This window comes from Brevibacillus sp. DP1.3A, assembly GCF_013284245.2.
Lineage (GTDB): Bacteria > Bacillota > Bacilli > Brevibacillales > Brevibacillaceae > Brevibacillus.
Genome location: NZ_CP085876.1, coordinates 2522666 through 2539722 on the forward strand (window position 1 = coordinate 2522666; position 17057 = coordinate 2539722).

14 protein-coding genes are annotated in these 17057 nt (G+C 48.7%); all 14 read left to right on the plus strand.

Annotated features, from left to right (window positions below; all coding sequences use genetic code 11):
* Nucleotides 1–7 precede the first annotated feature (7 nt).
* The 14 genes from rsmH (at nucleotide 8) to HP399_RS11690 (ending at nucleotide 17057) form a co-directional block, all read left to right on the plus strand.
* Nucleotides 8–952: a 16S rRNA (cytosine(1402)-N(4))-methyltransferase RsmH gene (gene rsmH, locus HP399_RS11625; RefSeq protein WP_173617213.1), complete on the plus strand. Its 945-nt coding sequence runs from the start codon at nucleotides 8–10 to the stop codon at nucleotides 950–952.
* Between the two features lie 33 nt (nucleotides 953–985).
* Nucleotides 986–1399 carry a cell division protein FtsL gene (locus HP399_RS11630; protein WP_173617214.1) on the plus strand — a complete coding sequence of 138 codons (414 nt, stop codon included), beginning with the start codon at nucleotides 986–988 and terminating at the stop codon, nucleotides 1397–1399.
* A 147-nt stretch (nucleotides 1400–1546) separates the two neighbouring features.
* Complete coding sequence (locus HP399_RS11635; RefSeq protein WP_173617215.1) at nucleotides 1547–4018, plus strand: penicillin-binding protein; 2472 nt, start codon at nucleotides 1547–1549, stop codon at nucleotides 4016–4018.
* A 64-nt stretch (nucleotides 4019–4082) separates the two neighbouring features.
* Entirely contained in the window at nucleotides 4083–6011 is a 1929-nt protein-coding gene (locus HP399_RS11640; protein WP_007717697.1) for a stage V sporulation protein D, read from the plus strand.
* A 152-nt stretch (nucleotides 6012–6163) separates the two neighbouring features.
* On the plus strand, nucleotides 6164–7642 hold the full coding sequence (locus HP399_RS11645) for a UDP-N-acetylmuramoyl-L-alanyl-D-glutamate--2,6-diaminopimelate ligase (protein WP_173617216.1): 1479 nt from the start codon (nucleotides 6164–6166) through the stop codon (nucleotides 7640–7642).
* Nucleotides 7643–7684: 42 nt separating this feature from the next.
* Nucleotides 7685–8656 carry a phospho-N-acetylmuramoyl-pentapeptide-transferase gene (gene mraY / locus HP399_RS11650; protein WP_007717699.1) on the plus strand — a complete coding sequence of 324 codons (972 nt, stop codon included), beginning with the start codon at nucleotides 7685–7687 and terminating at the stop codon, nucleotides 8654–8656.
* A complete protein-coding gene (murD, locus tag HP399_RS11655; protein WP_173617217.1) occupies nucleotides 8653–10017 on the plus strand; it encodes a UDP-N-acetylmuramoyl-L-alanine--D-glutamate ligase in 1365 nt (454 codons plus the stop codon). The genes mraY and murD overlap by 4 nt, the downstream gene beginning before the upstream one ends.
* A gap of 65 nt (nucleotides 10018–10082) precedes the next feature.
* Nucleotides 10083–11177 carry a stage V sporulation protein E gene (gene spoVE / locus HP399_RS11660; protein WP_173617218.1) on the plus strand — a complete coding sequence of 365 codons (1095 nt, stop codon included), beginning with the start codon at nucleotides 10083–10085 and terminating at the stop codon, nucleotides 11175–11177.
* A 79-nt stretch (nucleotides 11178–11256) separates the two neighbouring features.
* Nucleotides 11257–12360: an undecaprenyldiphospho-muramoylpentapeptide beta-N-acetylglucosaminyltransferase gene (murG, locus tag HP399_RS11665; protein ID WP_173617219.1), complete on the plus strand. Its 1104-nt coding sequence runs from the start codon at nucleotides 11257–11259 to the stop codon at nucleotides 12358–12360.
* Nucleotides 12361–12462: 102 nt separating this feature from the next.
* Entirely contained in the window at nucleotides 12463–13368 is a 906-nt protein-coding gene (gene murB / locus HP399_RS11670; protein ID WP_173617220.1) for a UDP-N-acetylmuramate dehydrogenase, read from the plus strand.
* Nucleotides 13369–13383: 15 nt separating this feature from the next.
* A complete protein-coding gene (gene murA / locus HP399_RS11675; RefSeq protein WP_173617221.1) occupies nucleotides 13384–14640 on the plus strand; it encodes a UDP-N-acetylglucosamine 1-carboxyvinyltransferase in 1257 nt (418 codons plus the stop codon).
* Nucleotides 14641–14771: 131 nt separating this feature from the next.
* Nucleotides 14772–15557, plus strand: a complete 786-nt coding sequence (locus HP399_RS11680; RefSeq protein ID WP_173617222.1) for a cell division protein FtsQ/DivIB — start codon at nucleotides 14772–14774, stop codon at nucleotides 15555–15557.
* Nucleotides 15558–15579: 22 nt separating this feature from the next.
* The gene (locus tag HP399_RS11685) at nucleotides 15580–16290 is read left to right on the plus strand and encodes a DUF881 domain-containing protein (protein WP_173617223.1); all 711 of its coding nucleotides are present in this window, start codon (nucleotides 15580–15582) and stop codon (nucleotides 16288–16290) included.
* Between the two features lie 20 nt (nucleotides 16291–16310).
* A complete protein-coding gene (locus HP399_RS11690) occupies nucleotides 16311–17057 on the plus strand; it encodes a DUF881 domain-containing protein (RefSeq protein ID WP_007717719.1) in 747 nt (248 codons plus the stop codon).

Here is a 17057-nt window from a genome sequence, read left to right on the forward strand (position 1 = left end):
AACAGGAGTGACGACATTGTCGTTTCATCACGTAACCGTTTTAATGGATGAGGCTGTCCAAGGGCTGAATATTCGTCCTGGAGGCATTTATGTAGACTGTACGCTCGGTGGAGCAGGGCATAGCAGTTTGATTGCTTCCAAGCTGACGGAGGGCGGTCGACTTATCGCCATCGATCAGGATGACTGGGCGCTGGATAATGCCCGCGAAAGACTCTCTTCCTATATGGACAGAGTCACGCTGGTAAAGAGCAACTTCCGCCATATCAAAGACATTGTAAGCGATTTAGGTTTGACTGGCGTAGACGGAATTTTGTTTGACCTTGGGGTATCCTCTCCACAGTTGGATGAGGGAGAGCGTGGCTTCAGCTACAATGCTGATGCGCCTCTGGATATGAGAATGGACCAACAAGCGCCATTGTCAGCCTATGACATTATCAATGAGTGGGAAGAAGAAGAGATTGCCAAGATCATTTGGCTGTACGGAGAAGAGAAATTTTCCCGCCGAATTGCCCGGCAAATCGTTCAACAACGAAAGAAGCAGCCGATCCAAACAACAGGCGAGCTGGTTGAATTGATTAAGGAAGGAATTCCTGCCGCTGCGCGCCGTACCGGACCCCATCCGGCGAAGCGCACATTTCAGGCGATTCGGATCGCAGTCAATGATGAGCTGGATGCATTCAAAGAGGCCGTCGTCGATGCTATTACTGTCTTGAATCCAGAAGGTCGGGTAAGCGTCATCACGTTTCATTCCTTAGAGGACAGAATCTGCAAGCAAATTTATCAAGACTTTGCAAAAGGGTGCACGTGCCCGCCAGCCTTTCCGATTTGCACATGTGGGAATAAAGCAGTCGTAAAAGTCATTACAAAGAAGCCGATTTTGCCATCTGAAGAAGAATTGGAAGCGAATAAGCGTGCACGATCAGCTAAGCTACGGGTAGCGGAGAAGCTGTAGAACGGAAACAACGAGAAAGGAGAGGGAGAAGCGATGAGTTATTACTACCGAGGAAATTTAGCTATGGAGTTGGAACAACAATCCAAATCTGTAACGAAGACAACAAAGCGAACGGTTCGGATCAAGCCAACGATTCCGACCGGAGAAAAATTGCTGTATCTCTTATTTATCTCGTTAACCGTCGTCGGCTTGGGTCTAGTGGGTGTCCGCTACTCGCAAATTTCCCAGTTGAATTACGAAATCCAAAGCACTAAACATGAAAATCGTGTGATGACAGAAAAAAATGCAACGATGAAATTGCAAATTGAGCAAATGACTAACCGGGATCGCCTGCAAAAAGAAGCAGAGAAGCAGGGGATGGTATACAATCCAGGAGCTGTACATACGATTGGGAAATCAGAAGTACGGGCAAGTTCTCTGCCACAAACACAACCCAAAAAACCTTAAATGTTACTGCTCCTTATGTGCGGTAACATTTTTTCTTAGCTGGGCCAGAGTTTCTGACTCGGCTATTATGTGTTCGTCTCCCAAGAAGGGATACATTCTCGTGGCTTAAGGAGCGGGCGATCTTTGATGCGATGGAGTTGAATGGAGATGGAATGGAAGCGAAAAGTAAATTGGCGAATTCTCATGGTAGCCTTATGTACGATTTTGATTTTTTCGACGTTGAGCTTTCGAATCTACTGGCTTCAGACCGTCAAAGCTACCGATATCATGGGAACGGCTCAAGAACAGTGGGACAGGCAGCAAGTCTTGAAGCCGAAGCGCGGAGCGATCTATGATCGAAACGGCGAGATTTTGGCGTATGATGGTAAGGCATACACGGTAAACGCAAAACTGAAGCCGCGCAATGAAAGAGACGAAGATGTGGTGAAAGATCCTTACTACACAGCGAATATGCTGGCTCCTATTTTGAATGCGCCTGTTCCAGAATTGGTGAAGAATTTGACCAAGCCGAACAAAGTCGTGGAATTGGGACGCTACGGGCAAAAGATCAGTGAAGAGCAAAGGAACCGAATTCTGAATTTGCAATATCCGACCCTGCCAAGTGGTGAGAAGCTCAAAAAGAATCAGCTCCCAGGAATCTATTTGACTGAAACGACTCGCCGGGTTTATCCGAATAACGCCTTCGCTTCCCATGTGATTGGTTATCTTGATTTGTATGATGAACCGAAAATGGGGATCGAGCTGCAATTGAACGAAGAATTGGCTGGTAAAAAGGGACATATTGCCTACCAAAAGGATCGCGCAGGCTACCAGCTGCCGGACGGAGAAGGGGAGTACATTCCGGCAAAGGATGGTTTAGATGTTTACCTGACAATTGACCGGCAAATCCAGAATTATGTAGAGCAAGCGCTTGACAAGGTGGAACAGCAGTACAAGCCGCAGGGCATGACGGTCATTGTGGCTGACCCGCAAACGGGTGAGGTATTGGCGATGGGCAACCGCTCGCAGTTTAATCCGAATACATACTACAACGGGATTGATAATTACAATAACCATGCTGTCACCACAATGTTTGAGCCGGGCTCTACGTTTAAGATTATTACTCTTGCGGCAGCGATTGAAGAAAAAATGTTTAATCAGAATGAAACCTATCAATCAGGTGCTTATACCATCAAGGGGCAGATTCCGATCCGTGACCACAACAATGGTGCCGGTTGGGGAACCATCACCTTTTTGGAAGGGGTTCAGCGATCCAGTAACGTATTGTTCGCGAAGTTGGGGTATGAACGTTTGAAGCTGGAAGGTCTGAAGAAATACTTCAAAAAATTCGGGATGGGTGAAAAAACCGGAATTGAGCTTCCTTACGAGAAAAAAGGAAGTCTGATCAACCTGGAAAAACCTCGCTCACCACGTGACTGGGCTGCAACAACGTATGGACAAGCAGCGACGGTCACGGCGATCCAGCAGATTGCCGCTGTAGGGGCAATCGCGAATGGAGGAGAGCTTCTAAAACCTCATATTGTAAAAGAAAAGCGTGATCCTCACACTGGAGCAGTCGTCAATCGCACGCAACGTGAGGTTGTGGAGCGGGTTGTAAGTGAAGCGACTGCGCAACAAACACGAGACATTTTGGGTAAGGTTGTCTCAGAGAAGCCCGGGACTGGTACACTATATCAGATCGAAGGGTACCAAGTAGCAGGAAAGACGGGAACTGCACAAAAATATGATCCCAACACAGGGAAAATCATGGATGGCCGTTACGTTGTTTCTTTCATCGGTTTTGCGCCAAAAGACAACCCGAAGCTGTTGGTTTATGTCGTCATTGACGATCCGCAAACAGATGCATGGTATGCATTGTGGGGCCAGATGATGCTCGCTCCCATGTTTACAACCATCATGGAACGCAGCCTGCAATATTTGCAGCAGCAGCCTGATTTGTCGGTAGGCAAGAATAAACAGAATGAAAAGCCGACGTCGAAAAAAGAAGCCCAGGCAGCACTGGCATCCTCACCTGCTACACCGAAGACATTGCCTAAGTTTGAAGGGATGTCCACGACAGCCGCGCAATTGCGAGCGAAGCAGGACAATTTGACGGTCACAGTAGCCGGGACAGGTACGAAAATCGTTAAACAGTACCCGGAAGCGTATGATCAGGTCGTTCCAGGTGAACAGATCATCCTTGTAACAGACAGGGTCAAAGGAACAAAGATGCCTGACTTCAAAGGAAAATCATTGCGGGACGTCATGGAGTTCAGCTCTTTGATCAATCTCGCAATGAAATCGACTGGAACTGGCTTCGTCACCCAACAAAGCATTCCTCCGGGAACGGTGCTCCAGGGTACAGAGTTGCTTCAGGTGACGCTGCAATCCGTGTCGGAACCATCTGTACCGACAACACCTCCTCCAGGTCAGGAGGGCAGCACAGTGCCTGCTACAACGACGCCAAGCAATACGGCGCCGGATGCTACTACAAATCCAACAGGTGGAAATAATCCGGCTCCGCCATCTTCCGGTCAGCAAACTGGGCAAGGCGGTGCAGCACAGCCGCCAGCATCTGGACAGACACCTCCTCCTGACAATCCAGGAGACCAATCAACACAAACACCGACAACTCCATAGTTCTAACTAGTCCCCCCTGCGAATAAGGTTAAGAAGAGACAACCTATTTGAGGGGGGACTCGCTTTGCGGGTATCCAATGCTACTGTACGCCGTCGCATTTTTATCATCTTGATTGTAGGAGTTGTTTTGTATTCGGCACTTGTCACCCGTTTGGGTTATGTTCAATTGATAGAAGGACCGAAACTCTCGCAAATGTCTGATGAACTGCTCAAGCGGGAAATTAAGTTTCAACCCAATCGCGGTCGCATTCTAGACAGAAGCGGCAATGAGCTCGTGACGAATATGACCGTCCCCACACTGGTATCGGTAGGGGCGCAAATCAAAGACCCTAAAGAAACAGCGAGACAGCTCGCCGTCATTTTGGAGCGAAAAGAAGAAGATGTATTTCGTGCCATTACGAAAAAAGAAATGAGCAACAACCAGATTCCAGGTGGAAGAAAATTGTCTGTTGAAAAGGCAAGAAAAATACAAGAACTGAATTTGCCAGGTATATACTTGGCAGGGGATACGAAGCGTTTTTACCCGAACGGTAATATGGCAGCCCATATTCTTGGGTTCACAGGCATTGACAATCAAGGGCTGACAGGGCTTGAAAAAATTTACGATCCCTTCTTGATGGGGACTGAGGGACATATCTCATTTCCGTCAGATGCCAAAGGGCGCGTACTGCCAGGTGGAACCGAAGACTACGTAGCACCCGTGAATGGTATGGACATGTATTTAACACTCGACAGTACCATCCAATCGTTTATCGAACGCGAGCTGGATCAGGCGGTGGTCGCTTATCAGCCTGATGATGTTCTGGCGATCGCCATGAATCCAAAGACAGGAGAAATATTGGGGATGGGAAGTCGCCCGACTTTTCAACCGGATGCGTACAGAGACTATCCTTCAGAGGTGTACAATAGAAATCTCCCTATCTGGAAAACATACGAGCCTGGTTCCACATTCAAGATTGTGACACTGGCAGCCGCTTTAAACGAAGGGGTCATCAATCTGAATGAAGGCTTTTACGATCCGGGATTCATAAACGTGGCCGGTAAGCGATTGCGTTGCTGGAAGCGGCAGGGGCATGGACAGGAAACGATGCTGGAAGTGGTTGAGAATTCTTGTAACCCTGGCTTCGTTACGATGGGCCAGCGACTGCAAAAAGAACGACTTTTTGACTACATCAAAAAATTTGGCTTCGGACAAAAGACAGGGATCGATTTGATTGGCGAAGAAAACGGGTTGTTATTCAACTTGAATAAAGTGGGACCGGTAGAACTGGGGACGACTTCTTTCGGTCAAGGGGTATCGGTAACGCCAATTCAACAAATGGCTGCAGTCTCAGCCGCTATCAATGGGGGCAAACTTATGAAGCCGTTTGTCGCCAAAGAATGGCGGGATAGTGTGACACACGATGTCGTAGCGAGGACCTTGCCGACAGAAGTTCGACAGGTGATTACCGCGGAGACCTCAGCGAAGGTTCGGCATGCGCTGGAAAGTGTGGTTGCTCAAGGAACGGGTAATAAGGCATATATCGAAGGATATCGGGTAGGAGGAAAGACGGGAACTGCGCAAAAAGTAAAAAATGGCCGTTATATGGATGGGGAATACATCGTGTCGTTTATCGGATTTGCGCCGGCTGATGATCCACAGATCGTCGTATATTTCGCCGTAGACAATCCGAAAGCACTGGCGTTTGGTGGATTGATTGCCGCTCCGAGTGTAAAAAGTATCATGGAATCCTCCCTTCAACATTTGAATGTACCGAAACGAAAAGATGGCATCCCCAAGGAAATTAACAAAGCACTTGGAGAAAGGGCGCCAATCGAAGTACCAAACATGGTCGGACAATCCATGAGAGACGTAGTGACAACATATGATACTCTGCCGCTAGTCGTTTCAGGTAAAGGTCAGTACGTCATCCAGCAGTCCCCTGCTCCCGGAGTAAAAATTGATGAGGGCGGAAAAATTCGCATATACCTTGGTGACAAATTGACCAATTAGCTATAAAATGAGATTTCGAAGGCGGAGGGGAGTAGGCTTGTCTACGTTCGCTCTGCCTTTGTTCGTCAAGACTGCGCCTAAATGTACGGCGTAGCCAAGTACAAATGTTCAAATTTCTGTCTATACTAGTTGGAGAATGGGGTGCCTGTTTCATGTTTCTACGGGATCTGCTCATGCCTTTGTTGCCAGTAACGGTTTCGGGGGATGACAGCATGGAGATTACGGGTTTGACAGCAGACTCGCGCCAGGTAAAGCCCGGCTACTTGTTTGTCTGTCTGACTGGATATACCGTGGATGGACATACGTTCGCGGCCCAGGCGGTGAAGGATGGTGCCGTTGCCGTGTTATCCGAACAAGATCTGGACGTGCCAGCGACTATTGTCAAAGTACCGGATACCCGGCGGGCAATGGCTATGCTGGCTGATCGTATTTTCGGATCTCCTACGAAAGAAGTAAAAGTCATTGGCGTAACGGGGACAAATGGCAAGACGACCACTACGCATTTGATCGACAAAATTTTGAGCGATCAAAGCAAGCAAACAGGCTTAATCGGGACGATCCATATGAGAATTGGAGACGTAACGGAGGAAGTCAAAAATACGACTCCGGATGCCATAGATTTGCAAAGAAGCTTTCGTCGCATGTGCGATGTAAACACAGACTATGCGATTATTGAGGTTTCCTCTCATGCATTGGAGCTGGGAAGAGTCCGCGGTTGCGAAATTCATACAGCGGTTTTCACCAACCTGACGCAGGATCACCTCGACTATCATAAAACGATGGAAAACTATCGCTACGCCAAATCATTGTTGTTTTCCCAGCTGGGCAACGGCTATGACACAGACCGTTTAAAAACGGCTGTACTGAATGCGGATGATGAGGCGTCCGAATTATATGCTACCGTTACACCGGCGCGAGTCATTACATACGGCATAGATCAACCAGCAGATGTAAGGGCAAAACAAATCGAAATCACCAGTAAAGGAACTTCTTTTACAGTCGAAAGCTTTGCTGGTAGTGCGCGTCTGAACTTGAAGCTGATGGGAAAGTTCAATGTGTATAACGCTTTGGCAGCCATCGCGGTTACACTCGCAGAAGGTATTCCACTAGAAGCGATCAAAGCGAGCCTGGAAGAGGTAGCGGGCGTAAATGGGCGATTTGAAGCAGTAGATGCTGGTCAGCCGTTTGCGGTACTCGTCGACTACTCCCACACACCAGACAGCTTGGAAAATGCCTTGATGACCGTCAAGGAATTTGCCCGTGGCAACGTATTTTGCATTGTTGGTTGCGGAGGCGACAGAGATCGAACCAAACGCCCAATCATGGCGCAAATTGCAACGAAATATGCTGATCTGACCGTCTTAACATCAGATAATCCGCGTTCGGAGGAGCCGCAGGCGATTCTCGATGACATGCTGGCTGGCTTGTCGGAAGTGGCACCTGATCGTTATGCGGCACTGACAGACCGACGCGAAGCAATTGCGCATGCAGTTTCGCTTGCAAAGCCGGACGATGTGATCTTGATCGCCGGAAAAGGACACGAAACGTATCAAATTATAAAAGACCAGGTGTTGCCCTTCGATGACCGTGAAGTTGCGCGCGAAGCGATTGCCCGGTACAACCAAGAATAAAACAGATGCCACACACTGCATCGAAAGAAAGGAGGCTCGGGCATGTTCGTTGACAACGTCCTAATCGTCACGATCGTCGCTGCGTTTCTCATCGCCGTACTCATTGGCCCATTGTTTATTCCATTCCTTCGCCGCCTGAAATTTGGGCAGGCAATTCGTGAGGAAGGACCGCAATCCCATTATAAGAAGGCTGGAACTCCCACAATGGGAGGCACCATCATTCTTTTGGCACTCATATTTACCGTGTTGAAGTTTGCCAATGCGAAAATGGAAATTTACTTCCTGTTATTGGTGACTCTCGGATACGGTTTAATCGGGTTTCTGGATGATTTCATCAAAATCAAGAAAAAACGCAACCTCGGCTTGACCGCCAAACAGAAGTTTGCAGGTCAGATTGTCTTGGCAATCGGCGCTTATATTTTGCTGCTCATGATGGGGCATGACACGTCTATTCATCTGCCAGGTACACCGTGGAAGCTGGAGCTCGGCTATTTTTACTTCCCATTCCTGTTGTTCCTCTTGGTAGGTACAACGAATGCCGTTAACATCACAGATGGAGTGGATGGACTATTGGCAGGGACGGGAGCCATTGCTTTTGGTGCTTATGCAATCATCGCATGGTTTGGTCAAGATTATGACACCGCTATTTTTAGTGCGGCTGTTGTAGGTGCGCTACTTGGCTTCCTCGTCTTCAATGCACATCCGGCACGCGTGTTCATGGGTGATACCGGTTCACTCGGACTTGGTGGAGCACTTGCGGGAATTGCAATCATGACCAAGACGGAATTGCTCTTGGCTATTATCGGTGGGGTATTTGTTGTCGAGACGCTCTCTGTTATTATGCAGGTAGTCTCCTTTAAGACACGTGGAAAGCGCATTTTCCGTATGAGTCCCCTGCATCATCATTTTGAATTAACAGGCTGGTCAGAGTGGCGCGTGGTTGTCACGTTCTGGCTCGTTGGTATGTTCTTTGCTGGATTGGGTGTATACCTTGAGGTGGTGACAATCAGATGATGCGTTTTCAAGATAAGCATGTCGTCGTTATTGGTATGGCAAAGAGCGGTGTCGCAGTGGCAAAACTGCTACACCGCTTTGGTGCTCATGTCGTCGTAAATGATAAAAAGCCACGTGAAGAAGCGGTGGGGATAGAAGAGCTGGAATCGTTGGGGATTCCGGTCATTTGCGGCTATCACCCAGATGATCTGATTCATGAAGGCGTCTCCTTGGTGGTCAAAAATCCGGGGATTCCGTATGAAGCAGCACCCGTCAAGCAGGCGCAGGCACTAAGCATTCCTGTTGTGACGGAGGTGGAGCTGGCCTCCCAGATTGCCAAGGCACCGATTATCGGCATTACAGGCTCCAATGGCAAGACGACGACTACTACGCTCGTCGGACTGATTTTTAAAGAAGCGGGTCTGGATGCGAAGGTAGGAGGCAACATTGGTACCGTGTTGTGCGGGCTAGCGGAGGAAGCTGGTCCCGACGAATGGCTTGTTGCCGAATTGAGTAGCTTCCAACTGATGGGGACGAGGGAATTCCGCCCTCATATCGGTGTTTTGCTCAATCTGTATCCTGCACATCTCGATTACCATCACACAATGGAAGAGTATTTGGCAGCCAAACTGAAAATGTTTGCGAACCAAACGGCAGATGACGCAGCTATTTTGCCATATGACCAACCAGAGATTGTAGAAAAATGCAAAGACCTCCCTTCAGCTATCTACTACTTTAGCAAGAGTCAAGAGGTACCAAAGGGAGCTTTTATCAAGGATGGTTTGATCTTGTTTGCGGATGGGAATGGGAATACAGAGCCAATCGTGGCGATAGCGGACATTACTGTTCCTCATCTGGACAACGCTCTGGCAGCGATTCTAGTTGCGAAGCTCGCGGGCGCGGACAAGCAATCGATTATTCAAGTTCTTACTACCTTCCCAGGGGTAGAGCACCGGATGGAGTTCGTGGATTCGATTCGCGGTGTCAAATACTTCAATGATTCAAAAGCGACTAACCCGGAAGCGGCATCGCGCGCCTTGCAAGCATGCAAGGAGCCGGTCGTATGGATTTGCGGCGGGCTCGATCGTGGTGTTGATTTTCGGGAACTGCTACCTGTAATCCAAGGTCGGGTAAAAGTAGTCATCGCTCTCGGGCAAACGGCTCCGATTTTACTGGAACGTGCTCAGGAAGCAGGGATTAATGAGCGTATCCATGTCGATACTGTGGAAAAAGCCGTTCTTGCTGCTTCCCAGTTAGCCGAATCAGGTGATGTGGTCTTACTGAGCCCTGCTTGTGCGAGTTGGGACATGTTTCCTTCGTTTGAGACAAGGGGGAGCATGTTTAAGGACGGCGTGCATAGACTTAAAACAAGCCTAGCATAACGTCCCACTGTACCATCAAGAATATGACAAAAGCGGGACGGCATGAGAAAGGATGACCTGGCACAATGAGCAAGGTACGCTCTGCCCCCGACTTCGTAATTATTTTTGCAACACTTTTTTTATTGGGAATTGGCATCGTGATGGTGTACAGCGCCAGCGCGATCGTGGCGCAAAAGCCGCCATTTTCTGATCCGTATTTTTTTGCCAAGCGGCAACTGATCTTCGCTCTGTTAGGGATTACATCCATGTACATTACGATGAATATCGACTACTGGGTGTGGAAGCAATGGGCCAAGCCAGGGTATTTGATGAGCATCGGTTTGTTGATTCTGGTTCTGATCATCGGGATTGAAGTAAATGGCTCGAAAAGCTGGCTTGGTTTTGGAGCTTTTGGAATTCAACCAGGTGAATTTGCAAAGCTTGGCGTCGTTGCATTCTTGGCGAGGTGGCTCGCAGATAATCAGAAGCAAATTGTCTTGTTCCGAAAAGGTCTTATGCCTGCCTTGGGAATCCCAGTTCTTTGTTTTGGTTTGATCATGCTGCAACCGGATTTGGGCACAGGAACGGTTTTGATGGGAACAGCAGTTATCATGATTTTTGCGTCAGGTGCGCGGATCAGTCATTTTGTCGGATTAGGAATGATCGGAGTTGTTGGCTTCATCGGCTTGGTTTTGTCAGCACCTTATCGAATCAAAAGGATTACGTCCTTCCTCGATCCGTGGTCTGACCCGCTCAATACTGGCTATCAAATCATCCAATCCCTTTACGCAATAGGTCCCGGCGGCTTGTTGGGTCTTGGGCTAGGGCAAAGCAGACAGAAGCATCTGTATCTGCCTGAGCCTTACAATGATTTTATTTTCTCGATTGTCGCGGAGGAGCTTGGCTTTATCGGAGGCACGCTCATTCTCCTGCTTTTCCTCCTCTTGTTGTGGAGGGGAATGCGGACAGCGATTACGGCTCCAGATTTATTCGGAAGCCTACTTGCGCTAGGGATCATCGGCATGATAGCCATCCAGGTGGTCATCAATATTGGTGTTGTGACAGGGATGTTTCCAGTGACAGGAATCACGTTGCCGTTCTTAAGCTACGGTGGTTCATCGTTGACACTGATGCTCACGGGTGTAGGTGTTTTGTTGAACATCTCTCGTTTTTCTCGATAATAGAAACCTCAACAGGGAGTACGCAATAAGCGAGTAAATCAGCCTATTGCTACTCCTTCTCAAAAAAGGGTGTGAACGTATGCGTGTCGTCTTAACAGGCGGTGGCACAGGTGGACATATTTATCCGGCGCTTGCGGTGGCGAGGGAAGTTTCTCGCCAAAATCCGCAGGCTGCCTTTTTGTATATTGGCAGTAAAAAAGGCTTGGAAGCAGGTTTGGTTCCGAAATCAAATATTCCTTTCCAATCTGTGGAAATTAGCGGGTTGAAGCGCAAGCTGTCGTTGGACAACCTGAAGACCTTGTGGAAATTCGTCCGAGCCGTTGGTGATGCCAAGAAAATGTTGCGCGAATTCAAACCGGATGTCGTAATTGGGACAGGTGGCTACGTATGTGGTCCAGTCGTATATGCAGCATCTCGCTTGGGAATCCCGACTCTCATCCATGAGCAAAACGTAGTGCCGGGCTTGACCAACAAGTTTCTTTCTCGTTCAGCTACACGGGTGGCCGTTTCGTTCAAAGAATCGCTTGCCCATTTCCCCCCTTCTAAAACAGTACTGACCGGCAACCCGCGTGCTACGGAAGTCATGCACGGTAATGCAGAGGCGGGGCGTAGCTTTTTGGGCGTGGACAACAACAAAAAAATCGTCCTGATCTTTGGTGGCAGCAGGGGAGCACGCGCAATAAATGAGGCAGTGCTTTCGGTTGTTACGCAGTTGGGCAAATATGCCGATACTCATTTTGTATATGTGACAGGCGACGTTCATTTTGAAACGATTTCGGCACAGCTTCGTGAACTGGGAACACTTCCAAGTAACATTTCTGTGCTTCCTTTCGTCCATAATATGCCGGATGTTTTGGCGGCGACGCATGTATTGGTTGGTCGTGCAGGGGCATCTACCTTGGCAGAAATAACGGCACTAGGTGTGCCTTCGATCTTGATTCCGTCCCCGTACGTCACGAACAACCATCAAGAGAAAAATGCAAGGGGATTGGAACGCGTAGGGGCAGCTCATGTCATCGTAGAGCGGGAGCTCACCGGAGAGAGCTTGCTACTTTCCTTGGAAAATATCCTTGCCAATCCAGCGAAATGGGAAGAGATGAAAAACAGTTCACTTTCATTGGGAATGCCGCAAGCTGCGACGGAGATTGTCCGTCAATTAGAGGCGATTACACGAAAAAAATGATCAGATGGGCGATTGTCACGCCGATCTGGGCGAACGCATAGTATGGAGCAAACACGTGAGAAGACTAGGTCCGACCTAGCAAACGTATCAGGAGGTTCACAAATGAAAAAGATCGCAGATGAACTCATGCAAGCAGGAATCGAAAAAGTGTGGACCGATGAACCCCTTGCTAATCATACAACGTGGCGGATCGGGGGTCCTGCTGATTTGTTAATCCAACCCAAGGATAAAGCATCCTTGCAAAAAGCCTTGCAGATCATCCATCGTCATGAAATTCCTTGGAGTGTAATCGGGCGCGGTTCAAACCTTCTGGTGAGGGACAGAGGGATACGTGGAGCCGTGCTTAAAGTGGCCGAGGGCTTGAGCCACTGTGAGTTCAAGGGCGAAGAGGTGTGTGTGGGTGCCGGATATTCCATGATCCGCCTGGCGGTGGAGACAGGCAAGATGGGATTAACAGGTATGGAGTTTGCAGGAGGGATTCCTGGTACGGTAGGCGGCGCCGTCTATATGAATGCGGGGGCACACGGATCTGATCTTTCACGTATTCTTATTGATGCCGAGATCCTTTTCGAAAACGGCGAAAGTAAAGTGTTGAGTAACGAGGAACTGAGCTTTAGTTATCGGACTTCTCTTTTGCAAAAGCAAAAAGGGATCGTGCTAGAAGCCCGTTTTCAATTGAGGATGGGCGACAGCAAAGAGATTGCGGCCACGCTCGCTGCCAATAAGGAACGAAGGCGCAATACGCAGCCACTGCAGATGCCGTGTGCCGGCAGTGTGTTCCGAAATCCGGTAAATGACCACGCAGGTCGCCTGATTGAGGCGGCGGGGTTGAAGGGCTATCAGGTCGGAGGAGCTCAGGTTTCAGAAAAACACTCCAACTTCATCGTGAATTGCGGAGGAGCAACGGCTGCCGACGTCCTCACCTTGATTGATCACGTTCGGAGGACCATTCTCGAGAAAAATGGGATTGACCTGCATCCGGAAGTCCTGGTGGTGGGCGAGGGGTAACACGGAGGTGAAAGTTTGGAGACTTTTGCGATCGAAGGCGGAAGACCTCTGTCCGGTTCGCTTCGGATCCAAGGTGCTAAGAACGCTGCTCTTCCCATTCTTGCCGCTGCTGTGCTCGCGGAAGGGCAATTCTATATCTATGACGTCCCCCATCTAAAAGACATTAAAGTCATGCTCGAAATCTTGACGTTGCTTGGGGCGAATACGAAGCATGAGGACGGATGTGTCGATCTGGATACAACATCTGTCTGTGTCCCGCAGGTGCCGGATGACTTAATGAGCCAAATGCGATCTTCGATTTTTTTGGCGGGACCACTCCTGGCACGTCTAGGTGAGGTCACGATTTCCAGGCCAGGTGGATGTGACATTGGAGAGCGCAGGATTGACTTGCATTTAGCTGGATTGACTGCGCTAGGAGCCAAAATCGAAGAAAGTGAAGGCTACATTACATTTCGGGCCAAACAATTGCGTGGGTCCAATATCTTTCTTTCCTTCCCCAGTGTGGGCGCGACGGAAAATATCATGATGGCGGCTGTGCTGGCAAAAGGCACCACTCGAATTTGTAATGCAGCACGAGAACCAGAAATCATCGACCTCCAAAATTTCCTGAATGCAATGGGGGCGCGGATCAGAGGGGCAGGCACCGATACGATTGAAATCAGTGGTGTACCTCGCTTGCGTTCCGTCAGTTACCGGATCATCCCGGACAGGATTGTGACAGGAACCTATATGCTGGCTGTCGGTATTTCACAGGGACATATCGAATTGACCAATACTCTGCCTGAACAATTGACGGCTTTGATTGAGGTCGCCCGTAGCTGCGGTGTTGAAATCAAGACCCGCCATGATATAATGGAAATCAAAAGCACCTCCCGTCCACGTGCCTACGACCGGATCATCACCTCGCCATATCCTGGGTTTCCAACCGATTTGCAGGCGCAGCTGATGGTGTTTCTATCACAGGCTAGGGGAACGAGTGTCATCAAAGAGACCATTTTTGAAGGAAGATTCAAACATGTGAATGAATTGGCGCGAATGGGCGCCTCTATATACGTTGATCTTGGCTCCGCAATCATTCGGGGTGTCAACAAATTGACCGCTACGAATGTCGAAGCTACTGACCTTCGAGCAGGTGCTGCCTTAGTCCTCGCAGGGCTTGCTGCAGAAGGTATTACCACGGTGAACCAGATCCATCATATCGATCGCGGTTACGATCGGCTGGAAGAGCAGTTGCGTCAATTAGGAGCCGATATATCACGAGTATCGATTTAACCGAGGGAGAGTGGGCGGCATAATGTTATGCCGCTTTCCCTGTTTTGTTTAGTGACATTTATTCGAAAGACATCCAGTAATTTACTTTGCTCTGGGCAATGAGCCTAAAAAACATGAGGAAGGGTACGGCCATGGCGGTATATGAGGAACGCATTCCGCAAGTCAAGCAACAACGCCCCAGAAGAAGGGGCAACCGCAAGCTGGTCATTCTACTGGTATTGTTTTTTCTTACCATTCTCATCATCGTTTTTATCCGTTCCCCTTACAGTAAGGTGCAAGAGATTCGAGTGATTGGTAATGATATTTATACGACGGAGCAAATCATTACACAATCTGGCTTAATCAAGGACATGCAGTTTCTAAACGTATGGGAGAACAGTGTACGAAATAACTTGAAACCACTAGAGGCCATTAAGGATGTGACGGTGAGCCGCTCTTTCCCTGGATTGATCACGCTACATATAACTGAACAAAAGCGCGTCGCTTTTTGGAGTGTGCAGGACGGAAGCCGCTATGCTTTACTGGACAATGGCTATGTGCTCAAACAGGTTAATTTCGCCAAGCGCGTAGTGGACAGGCCATTGATTAGCTCGTGGGCCTCACCTGAGCTCCTTCCCCATCTCGCGAAGTCGCTATCGAAATTATCGCCAGATGTACTCGCGGAGATTTCGGATATTACACTGACGCCAACGGTTTACGACAAGCAGCGCGTCACGCTGTACATGCGAGACGGGAATGAAGTAAGAAGCGTTATCTACAAGCTGGACAAGATGATGAACTGGTATCCGACGATCGTGAAAGAATTGCCGCCAGATACAAAAGGGGTGCTCTCTTTGTTTGAGCAGCCATGGTTTATTCCGTACGGGGCTCAAGGGGCTATTTCTATTCAGGAAGGGCAAGAGCAACCACAGCAGTAAATGAAAAAGGGGAAAGTTGACAATGAGTCGTCGTCGCAAATTTCATTTGTATTTAACCATCGTGACGTTTTCTACCGGCTTTCTAGTGGCCACTTCCTTCGAAACGAACAAGCTTACGCGCAAAGAACGGCTGAATGATCAGCTGTTCCAACAGGAAACGCAATTGAATGACCGAATTTTGGCTGAGAAGGAGCAAAATCAGCATCTGGAAAATCAACTGCTCGATTTGCAGCGTCAGGTGGGAAAAGTGGAAGAAGCGATGGCGGAGCGTAAATCGGAGGCTGCCGAGACACTCAGTCAACTGGATGCAGCGCGGATGCTGGCAGGGGTAGTCGCTGTCCAAGGGCCGGGTATCGTCATAACGATGCAGGATAGCCAGAATGCAGCGAACAGCGCAGACATCGCGAACTACATCGTACATGAGCAGGATGTCCGCCTGGTCGTCAATGAACTGCGTGCAGCAGGAGCAGAGGCGATCAGCATTAACGGACAGCGAGTGGTGAGTAATTCCGAGATCCGTTGCATTGGACCAACGATCATTGTAAACGGCATCAAGTCGGCCGCTCCATTCGTAGTAACAGCGATCGGAAATCCCGACACACTAGACAGTGCGTTGAACTTGCCGGGAGGCGTTTTGCACTCCTTGCAAGATTTTGTCCAAATAAGCGTAGCCAAAAAAGAGCGGGTCGAGCTGCCTGCCTTTGTTGGTGACACGAAAACGAAACACTCCTAAATAAAAGGATGCGTTTACCTATGTTACAAAAAAGCCGTAAAATCACATTTATTCTTGCCATTATTAGTGCTATCATAGGTGTGATGTTGACTGTGCAATTACGAAGCAGTCTTCATCCTATTCATAAAGAGTCTCGCAGCATCGCGGAACTTCGGACCACGTTGCAAAAAGAACTGGAGAAACACAAAAACCTGCTCGCAGACATTTCAAAGTATAATCAGCTGTACTACCAATACGAAACCTCACTCAGTGAAGATGAAAGTATCTCCGTTATGAAAGAGGAGTTGGCACGGACTCGCCGAATGGCTGGTATGGTAGGGATGGAGGGAGAAGGCATCGTTATTGATGTTGTCGATGCCCATACGCCTGAAGAACCAGCTATGGATGAACATATGCCTGTGCCAGTTGTAGGAGACTATACGATTGACGATGAAGATTTGCGCTGGTTGGTAAATATCCTGTTTGCAAACGGAGCACAAGGTGTTTCCATTAATGGTCATCGACTGATTGCTACCACTGCGATCCGCAATGTGGGAGACGTCATCCAAATCGATACCAGGACGATCAGGGCTCCGTATGAGATAAAAGCATTGGGGGAACCTGAAGTATTGTTGTCCGCATTGAAGCTGGAGGGCGTAGAAGAGAACTTTCAGCTGGCGAATAAGAAGGTGCTGGCCGAAAAACGGGACAAGCTGATGATCTCAGCGAATAACGAAACGCGTGTCATTCAATTTATGAAACCTGTGAAAGAAAAAGGAGATTCGTAA

Coding starts and splice junctions, on each gene's coding strand:
- HP399_RS11630 (WP_173617214.1), top strand. CDS start 986: ATGAGTTATTACTACCGAGGAAATTTAGCTATGGAGTTGGAACAACAA.
- HP399_RS11635 (WP_173617215.1), top strand. CDS start 1,547: ATGGAATGGAAGCGAAAAGTAAATTGGCGAATTCTCATGGTAGCCTTA.
- HP399_RS11645 (WP_173617216.1), top strand. CDS start 6,164: ATGTTTCTACGGGATCTGCTCATGCCTTTGTTGCCAGTAACGGTTTCG.
- mraY (WP_007717699.1), top strand. CDS start 7,685: ATGTTCGTTGACAACGTCCTAATCGTCACGATCGTCGCTGCGTTTCTC.
- murD (WP_173617217.1), top strand. CDS start 8,653: ATGATGCGTTTTCAAGATAAGCATGTCGTCGTTATTGGTATGGCAAAG.
- spoVE (WP_173617218.1), top strand. CDS start 10,083: ATGAGCAAGGTACGCTCTGCCCCCGACTTCGTAATTATTTTTGCAACA.
- murG (WP_173617219.1), top strand. CDS start 11,257: ATGCGTGTCGTCTTAACAGGCGGTGGCACAGGTGGACATATTTATCCG.
- murB (WP_173617220.1), top strand. CDS start 12,463: ATGAAAAAGATCGCAGATGAACTCATGCAAGCAGGAATCGAAAAAGTG.
- HP399_RS11680 (WP_173617222.1), top strand. CDS start 14,772: ATGGCGGTATATGAGGAACGCATTCCGCAAGTCAAGCAACAACGCCCC.
- HP399_RS11685 (WP_173617223.1), top strand. CDS start 15,580: ATGAGTCGTCGTCGCAAATTTCATTTGTATTTAACCATCGTGACGTTT.
- HP399_RS11690 (WP_007717719.1), top strand. CDS start 16,311: ATGTTACAAAAAAGCCGTAAAATCACATTTATTCTTGCCATTATTAGT.